The organism is Streptomyces swartbergensis (assembly GCF_002148965.1).
Taxonomy (GTDB): domain Bacteria; phylum Actinomycetota; class Actinomycetes; order Streptomycetales; family Streptomycetaceae; genus Streptomyces; species Streptomyces swartbergensis.
On the sequence record NZ_NGFN01000398.1, the window covers coordinates 1 to 7,522 of the forward strand.

Here is a 7,522-nt window from a genome sequence, read left to right on the forward strand (position 1 = left end):
GCGTACGACCCGCTTAACAGCCCGACCCCGATAATGACCCCATGGGAAAGTCCAGGAGCGGTCGGCGCAGGCAGGCCGGTGCGGAAGCCGTCGTCGAGAGCGTCGACGGCGGGCTCGCCGAGCTGATCCCCGACCGCGAGCGGGCCCGGGCCCGGACCCTGGTGATCGACGGGGCCCCGCAGTCGCACGTCGACCTGGACGACCCGGCCTACCTGTCCTTCGAGTACCAGCGCCGGCTCGGGCATGTCATCGACCTCGTCGCCCCGCCGGGCCGGCCCGTGCACGCCGTGCACCTCGGCGGTGGCGCGCTCACCCTCGCCCGGTACGTCGCCGCCACCCGGCCCCGCTCCACGCAGCAGGTCGTCGAACGGGACGCCCGCCTCGTGCAACTGGTGCGCCGCGAGCTGCCGTTGGACCCGAACGCGCGCATCAGGGTGCGGTCCGCCGACGCCCGCGAGGGGCTCGCCAAGGTGCCGGACGGCTGGGCCGACCTGGTCATCACCGATGTGTTCAGCGGGGCCCGGACACCGGCCCATCTGACCTCGACCGAGTTCCTCGACGACGTACGCAGGGCGCTGAAGCCCGGCGGTGTCTACGCCGCCAACCTCGCCGACGGGCCGCCGCTCGCGCACCTGCGCGGCCAGATCGCCACCGCCGCCGCCCGTTTCGGGCAGCTCGCGCTGGTCGCCGACCCGACGGTGCTGCGCGGCAAACGCTTCGGGAACGCCGTCCTGGTCGTCTCCGACCAGCCGCTGCCCGTCGCCGAGCTGACCCGCCGCGCCGCCTCCGACCCGCATCCCGGCCGGGTCGAGCACGGACGGACGCTGACCGACTTCACCGGCGGGGCCGTACCTGTGACGGATCTCGCGGCGGTGGCGTCGCCCGCGCCGCCCGAGTCGGTGTTCAGGTGAGCCCGTACGGCACTCAGTAATCCTGCCGGGCCGGGTGCTCGGTCGTTCATGGCCGGAGCGAATGCCCGTTCCTGAGTAGCGGGACTGGGGTGGTCTGATCGCCTCCGGGGCGGTCCGGGGGTCTCGCTGGCGGTGACGGCGCGTCGTAAGACGGATACAAGCCAGGTGTTCAGGGAGCGGTCGTCGGCGGCGGCAGCGGCCACGGCCTGTTGGTGCAGACCGTCAGGGAGCGCGCGCACGCCGGTGCGCATACCCGTGGCCCGCGTCGGCCTGGCCGCCGCGCTCCTCGGCAACGTCTTCCGGCACACCCCGGAGGGCACCGCCGTCGCGGTCGACGTGCACAACGGCGAGGACGCGGTGATCGTCCTCATGTCCGGCGTCGGCCCAGGGGACACCGCGGGCCGGTGCGGCGAACGGTCGGAGAGAGCCGCAGCCGTCAGACAGAGCGGGAGCGGTTGTATGCAGCACCCAGCCTGCCCGGACGCCGGCCCCGGCCCCCTCCCGGGCGCGTCCGCGCTCACGGGTCGGTCACGTTTCGACAAATCGAGGCGACGGCCCTTGACGCATGACCGGACATACGGCTGTTATTGCGCCACCGTGTTCGGTCAAGTTGATTTCTGGTCGATTAAGACCGGATTTCACGCCACACCCTCGTGACCGAACCCTGCCCCTCAGGAGCCGTTCATGCACGACCTCTCCCCCTCCGGACCCTCCTTCTCCGCTCCCAGCCGCCGCACCCTGCTGCGCGGCATAGGCGGCGCGACCCTGCTCGGCGCGGGCATACCCCTGCTGAGCGCCTGCGGCGGGAGTGGCACGGCGGCCGACCCGAAGACGGTCAGCCTCGGCTCGAACTCCTCGGACGCGGTGCCGAAGAAGGCGTTCGCCGAGATCTACGCGGCCTTCACGAAGAAGTCCGGCATCAAGGTCGACGTGAACACCAAGGACCACAACACGTTCCAGGAGCAGATCAACTCGTATCTGCAGGGCACGCCGGACGACGTGTTCACCTGGTTCGCCGGGTACCGGATGCAGTTCTTCGCGTCGAAGAAGCTGGCCACGCCGATCGACGACGTGTGGGCGAAGATCGGGGGGAACTTCCCGGACGCGATGAAGAAGCTCAGCAAGGGCGAGGACGGCAAGTACTACTTCGTGCCGCTGTACACGTACCCGTGGGCGGTCTTCTACCGCAAGAGCGTCTTCGCCCAGCACGGCTACGAGGTCCCCACCACCTGGGACGCCTTCGTCGCCCTGTGCAAGCGGATGCAGAAGGACGGGCTGGTCCCGATCGCCTTCGGCGACAAGGACGCCTGGCCCGCGATGGGCACCTTCGACCAGATCAACTTCCGCACCAACGGCTACGACTTCCACGTCGAGCTGATGGCGGGCAAGGCCTCCTGGACCGACGCCAAGGTGCGCAAGGTCTTCGACCACTGGACCGAGATCCTGCCCTACCACCAGGAGGGCGCGGTGGGCCGCACCTGGCAGGACGCGGCGCAGACCCTGGTGGCGAAGAAGGCCGGCATGTATGTGCTGGGCACCTTCGTGGGCCAGCAGTTCACCAACAAGGCCGACCTGGACGACCTGGACTTCTTCGCCTTCCCGGAGATCGACCCGCAGTTCGGCCAGGACACCGTCGAGGCGCCGACCGACGGCTTCATGCTCTCCAAGGCCCCGAAGAACAAGGCGGGTGCCGTCGAGCTGCTGGAGTACCTGGGGACCCCGGAAGCCGAGCAGATCTACCTCAAGTCCGACCCGAACGTGGTGGCCGCCTCCACCAAGGCCGACACCTCCTCGTACACGCCGCTGCAGAAGAAGGCMTACGAGATGATCTCGGGCGCGAAGAGCCTGACGCAGTTCATGGACCGTGACTCCCGCCCGGACTTCACCTCCACGGTGATGCAGCCCGCGCTGCAGAACTTCGTCCGCAACCCCAAGAACGTCGACAGCATCCTCTCGTCGATCGAGCGCCAGAAGAAGACGATCTTCGCCTCCTCGTGACCCGACCGGAGACTCGACGACTCGGATCTGACATGACTGCCACCCCCGCCAAGGTCCCGGAGACGGCCGACGAGCCGGCTCCGGGGCCCGCCCCCACGTCCAAGCCCGCCAAGGTGCCCCACGGGCACAAGCGCCTGCTGACCCGCCGCGACCGGCTCACGCTCGGCCTGATGGCGGGCGTGCCGACGATCCTGCACGTCGCCCTGGTGTGGCTGACGGCCCTCGCCTCCATCGCGCTGGCCTTCACCACCTGGGACGGCATCGGCTTCGACTCCATCCGATGGGTCGGCCTCCAGAACTTCAGGGAACTGTTCACCAGCAACCCGCAGTTCTGGCCGGCCGTCGAGCACAACGTCGTCTGGTTCGTCGTGCTCATCCTGCTGCCCACGCCCTTCGGCCTGTTCCTGGCCGTGCAGCTGGACAAGAAGATCCGCTTCAGCCGCGTCTACCAGACCGCGTTCTTCCTGCCGGTCGTGGTGTCGATGGCGGTCATCGGCTTCGTCTGGCAGCTGGTCTACAACCCCGACACCGGCCTGATCAACAGCCTCATCGGCGCCAACAAGCCCGGCCACTACATCGACTGGATCGGCGACCCGGACCTCAACCTCTGGGCCATCCTGGTCGCGGCCTCCTGGCGGCACGCCGGCTACATGATGATCCTCTACCTGGCCGGCCTCAAGGGCGTCGACCCCGCTCTGCGGGAGGCCTCGGCGCTGGACGGCGCGGGCGAGTGGCAGACGTTCAAGAACGTCGTCTTCCCGACCCTGCGGCCCACCAACACCGTCGTCCTGGTCGTCACGATCATCGAGGCGCTGCGCGCCTTCGACCTGGTCTTCGTCTTCAACAAGGGCGCTCAGGGCACCGAACTGCTGTCGATCCTGGTCACCAACAACATCATCGGCGAGTCCAGCCGGATCGGATACGGCTCCGCCATCGCCGTCGTCCTGCTGGTGATCTCGCTCGCGGTGATCATCCCGTACCTGATCGCCACCTTCCGGAAGGAGCGGCGCGCATGAGCACCGTCGCCGGCGCTCCCAAGCAGCGCACCCCCATCCGCCCCGCCCGGATCCTGCTGCACACCTTCCTCGTCGTCACGGCGCTGGCCTGGCTGGCACCCCTGCTGTGGGCCCTGCTGGCGGCGATGCGGCCGTATGCGGAGACCAGTGAGAAGGGCTACGTCTCCTGGCCCGACAAGCTGACCTTCGACAACTTCACCAACGCCTTCCAGCAGTCGGACATGCTGCACTACTTCGGCACCACGCTGATCGTGGCCGTGCCGGCCGTGCTGCTGACGCTGCTGCTGTCGTCGATGGTCGCCTTCTACGTCAGCCGCTTCGACTTCCGCGTCAACCTGGCGCTGCTGCTGGTCTTCACGGCCGGCAACCTGCTGCCCCAGCAGGTCATCATCACCCCGCTGTACCGGCTGTATCTGCTGATCGACCTGCCCGGCATCACCATGTCCGGCAAGCTCTACGACTCCGCGCTCGGCCTGGTCCTCATCCACGTGGCGTTCCAGTCCGGCTTCTGCGCGTTCGTGCTGAGCAACTACATGCGCTCGCTGCCGCACGAACTGACCGAGGCCGCCCTCGTCGACGGCGCCTCCGTCTGGCGCCTGTACTGGCAGATCGTGCTGCCGCTGTGCAAGCCCGCGATGGCCGCGCTCGCCACCCTGCTGTCCATCTGGATCTACAACGACTTCTTCTGGGCCATCGTCCTGATCTCCACCGGCGAGAACATGCCGATCACCTCGGCGCTGAACAACCTCTCCGGCCAGTACTTCACCGACCCCAACCTGGTCGCCGCCGGCGCCCTGCTCACCGCGATCCCCACCCTGATCGTCTACTTCGTCCTCCAGCGGCAGTTCGTCAGCGGCCTGACGCTCGGCGCCAACAAGGGCTGACCCTTCCCGAAAGAGATCACCGTGCCCCACCCCTTCACGCCGCTGGCCTCCGTGCCCGTCGACCTCCGCCACGCCCGTGTCCACGAGGAGGGCTGGCAGTCCTGGAGCCCCAGCGGCGCCTACGCCCTCGGCACGGCGCCCCACCGCCCGGCGAACACCAACTGGGCCACGGTTTGCTACCGCCCCGGCGTCACGGTCCCCGACGGCGTCTTCCAAGGCGAGGGCCTGCTCGCCCTCGACCCCGGCGACGGCTCACCGGTCCGGCTGTGGGCGGCCGCCGAGCCGACGCGCGAGGTGCCGTCGATCCGGCTGGCCGTACGGGACGGGATCGCGGAGGTCGGCGCCGACGGCCCGGTGAAGGAGTGGACGGGCGACGGCATCCAGTCGGTGCTGGGGGACTGGGCCTCCGGCCTCGGACTCGACGCCCCCCGCCCGGCGCCCACCGTCTGGTGCTCCTGGTACGAGTACTTCACGGAGGTCACCGAGGACGACATCCACGAGAACCTCCGCGCGATGGACACCCTCGACCTGCCCGTCGACGTCGTCCAGATCGACGACGGCTACCAGCGGGCCCTCGGCGACTGGCTCACCCTCTCCGGCCGCTTCCGCTCCCGTGCCGGAATCGCCGACAAGATCCGCTCCCGCGGCCGCCGCGCCGGCATCTGGACGGCACCGTTCCTCGTGGACCCGGCGAGCGAACTGGCCGCCGAGCACCCCGACTGGCTGGTCCGGGACACCGCCGGCGGCTTCGCCCACGCGGGCCGCAACTGGGGTCACGACCTGCGCGTCCTGGACACCACCCACCCGGACGCGGCGGCCTGCCTGACCGAGGTCTTCACGACCCTGCGCGCCGAGGGCTACGACTACTTCAAGGTGGACTTCCTGTACGCGGGCGCCCTGGACGGCGTACGCCACGCGGACGTCGACCCCCTCACGGCGTACCGATCGGGCATCGAGCTGATCCGCGCGGCGATCGGCCCGGAGTCGTACCTGCTGGGCTGCGGCGCACCCATCCTCCCCTCCATCGGCCTGTTCGACGCCATGCGGGTCAGCCCCGACACGGCCCCGCACCGCCGCCCCGAGGCGGACGACTACAGCCAGCCCGGCCAGGACCCGGCCGAGTTCACCGGCGCCGGCCGCCAGTGGCAGCACGACCGCCTCTGGATCAACGACCCGGACTGCCTGATGGCCCGTCCGGCCGTCGAGACCCGCGAACAGTGGGCGGCACACGTCGAGTCCACGGGAGGCCTGATGGCCTCCAGCGACCGCCTGCTGTCGCTGGACGAGTGGGGCGTGACGACGACCCGCCGGCTCCTGGCGCCGCGCGGCGTCTCCTCGCACTGAGCAGCCGGGGCGCGGCACTCCCCCTTATGGTGCCGCGCCCCGTCCCCCCGCCTCCGCAGTGGCTATACCGCCTCCACCTCCGGCAGCTTCCCGGTGCGCGCCGCCTTCGCGTACCAGTGGGCGCTGGACTTCGGAGTGCGTTCGAGCGTCGCGTAGTCCACGTACACCGCGCCGAAGCGCTTGCCGTAGCCGTAGGACCACTCGAAGTTGTCCATCAGCGACCACAGGAAGTAGCCGCGGACGTCCGCGCCGTCGGCGATCGCGCGGCGGACAGCCGACAGGTGGCCGTGCAGGTAGGCGACGCGCTCCGGGTCGTGCACTCGGCCGTCCGAGTCGATCTTGTCGTCGTAGGCCGCGCCGTTCTCGGTGATGTACAGCGGCAGGCCCGGCGCCTCCCGGGTGTAGCGCATGATCAGCTCGTGCAGGCCGGTCGGGTCGATCGTCCAGCCCATGTCGGTGCGGTCGCCGGGCGTCTGGTGGAAGGCGACGTCGTCCGCGGCCGGCCAGGGCGAGTGCTCGCTGGACCCGTGGCCGTCGGCGCGCGGCCCCCTCGCCGACGGGTCGGCCGCCGAGACCAGCGCGGGCGTGTAGTAGTTGAGGCCCAGCGCGTCCAGCGGCTGGTTGATCAGCGTCAGGTCGCCGTCGAGGACGTAGTCCCAGTCCGTGAGCCCCGCCGTCGCCACGTACAGCGACTCCGGGTACGCGCCGTGCAGGACCGGGCCGTGGAAGACGCCGTTGGCCAGGTCGTCGATCTTCCGGGCCGCCGCCAGGTCCGCCGGGCTCTGCGAAAGCGGCCTCGGCACCGTGGAGTTGAGGCTGATCGCGACGGAGTTGCGGGCCGGCATCACCGACCGCAGCGCGGACGCGCCCAGCCCGTGCGCCAGGTTCAGATGGTGCGCGGCACGCAGCGACGCCGCCGGGTCCGTACGGCCCGGGGCGTGCACCCCGGAGGCATAGCCCAGGAACGCGCTGCACCACGGCTCGTTGAGCGTCATCCACTGCTCGACCCGGTCACCCAGCGCCTCGCCGACGATCTGCGCGTACTCCGCGAAACGGTACGCCGTGTCACGCTCCGGCCAGCCGCCCGCGTCCTCCAGCTCCTGCGGCAGATCCCAGTGGTAGAGCGTGACGGCCGGCTTGATGCCCTTGGACAGCAGCTCGTCGACCAGCCTGCGGTAGAAGTCCAGGCCCTTCTGCACGGCCGGACCCCGGCCGGTCGGCTGCACCCGCGACCACGAGACGGAGAACCGGTAGGCGCCCAGGCCCAGCTCCGCCATCAGCGCCACGTCCTCGCGGTAGCGGTGGTAGTGGTCGACAGCGATGTCACCGGTGTCGCCGCCGGCCGTCTTGCCCGGCGTATGGCTGAAGG

6 protein-coding genes and 1 pseudogene are annotated in these 7,522 nt (G+C 70.0%); 6 read left to right on the forward strand and 1 reads right to left on the reverse strand.

Annotation, left to right across the window (positions count from 1 at the left end; all coding sequences use genetic code 11):
- Positions 1-41: 41 nt before the first annotated feature.
- The 6 genes and pseudogenes from CA983_RS37830 (at position 42) to CA983_RS37855 (ending at position 6,153) form a co-directional block, all read left to right on the forward strand.
- Positions 42-911 carry a spermidine synthase gene (locus tag CA983_RS37830; RefSeq protein WP_086605247.1) on the forward strand — a complete coding sequence of 290 codons (870 nt, stop codon included), beginning with the start codon at positions 42-44 and terminating at the stop codon, positions 909-911.
- 153 nt (positions 912-1,064) lie between these two features.
- Positions 1,065-1,367, forward strand: a pseudogene (locus CA983_RS49740) (two-component sensor histidine kinase); the annotation flags it as partial.
- A 228-nt stretch (positions 1,368-1,595) separates the two neighbouring features.
- The gene (locus CA983_RS37840; RefSeq protein ID WP_086605249.1) at positions 1,596-2,909 is read left to right on the forward strand and encodes an ABC transporter substrate-binding protein; all 1,314 of its coding nucleotides are present in this window, start codon (positions 1,596-1,598) and stop codon (positions 2,907-2,909) included.
- 32 nt (positions 2,910-2,941) lie between these two features.
- Positions 2,942-3,925: a carbohydrate ABC transporter permease gene (locus tag CA983_RS37845; protein ID WP_086605250.1), complete on the forward strand. Its 984-nt coding sequence runs from the start codon at positions 2,942-2,944 to the stop codon at positions 3,923-3,925.
- The gene (locus CA983_RS37850) at positions 3,922-4,809 is read left to right on the forward strand and encodes a carbohydrate ABC transporter permease (protein ID WP_086605251.1); all 888 of its coding nucleotides are present in this window, start codon (positions 3,922-3,924) and stop codon (positions 4,807-4,809) included. The genes CA983_RS37845 and CA983_RS37850 overlap by 4 nt, the downstream gene beginning before the upstream one ends.
- 21 nt (positions 4,810-4,830) lie before the next feature.
- Positions 4,831-6,153, forward strand: coding sequence for a glycoside hydrolase family 36 protein (locus tag CA983_RS37855; RefSeq protein WP_086605252.1), 1,323 nt, complete (start codon positions 4,831-4,833; stop codon positions 6,151-6,153).
- A gap of 62 nt (positions 6,154-6,215) precedes the next feature.
- On the opposite strand, the gene CA983_RS37860 is transcribed toward CA983_RS37855, so the two are convergent.
- Positions 6,216-7,522 (reverse strand): GH1 family beta-glucosidase (locus CA983_RS37860; RefSeq protein WP_086605253.1); only part of this gene is annotated, 1,307 nt, incomplete at its 5' end.